This is a genomic window from Methylobacterium sp. D48H (assembly GCF_053345715.1).
In genome coordinates this window covers 1-310 of sequence record NZ_JBKFAP010000142.1, presented here as the reverse complement: position 1 = coordinate 310, position 310 = coordinate 1, and the positions used below count along the sequence as shown (strand labels likewise).

The following is a 310-nucleotide window of genomic DNA, read 5'->3' as shown; positions in this document are numbered from 1 at the left end:
GGCCTGGGTGGAGGCGTCGAGGTCCGAGCCGAACTGCGCGAAGGCGGCCATCTCGCGGTACTGCGCGGGCTCGCCCTTGATCTTGCCGGCGACCTTCTTCATCGCCTTGGTCTGCGCCGAGGGGCCCACCCGCGACACCGAGAGTCCGACGTTCACCGCCGGGCGGATGCCCTGGTAGAACAGGTCGGTCTCGAGGAAGATCTGGCCGTCGGTGAACGAGATCACGTTGGTCGGGATGTAGGCCGAGACGTCGTTGGCCTGGGTCTCGATGACCGGCAGCGCGGTCAGCGACCCGTTGCCGGCGGCGTCG

Annotated in this window: 1 pseudogene; it reads right to left on the bottom strand. The window is 68.7% G+C overall.

The features are described 5' to 3' along the window. Positions 1-310, bottom strand: a pseudogene (locus ACLBX8_RS31855) (F0F1 ATP synthase subunit alpha); the annotation flags it as partial.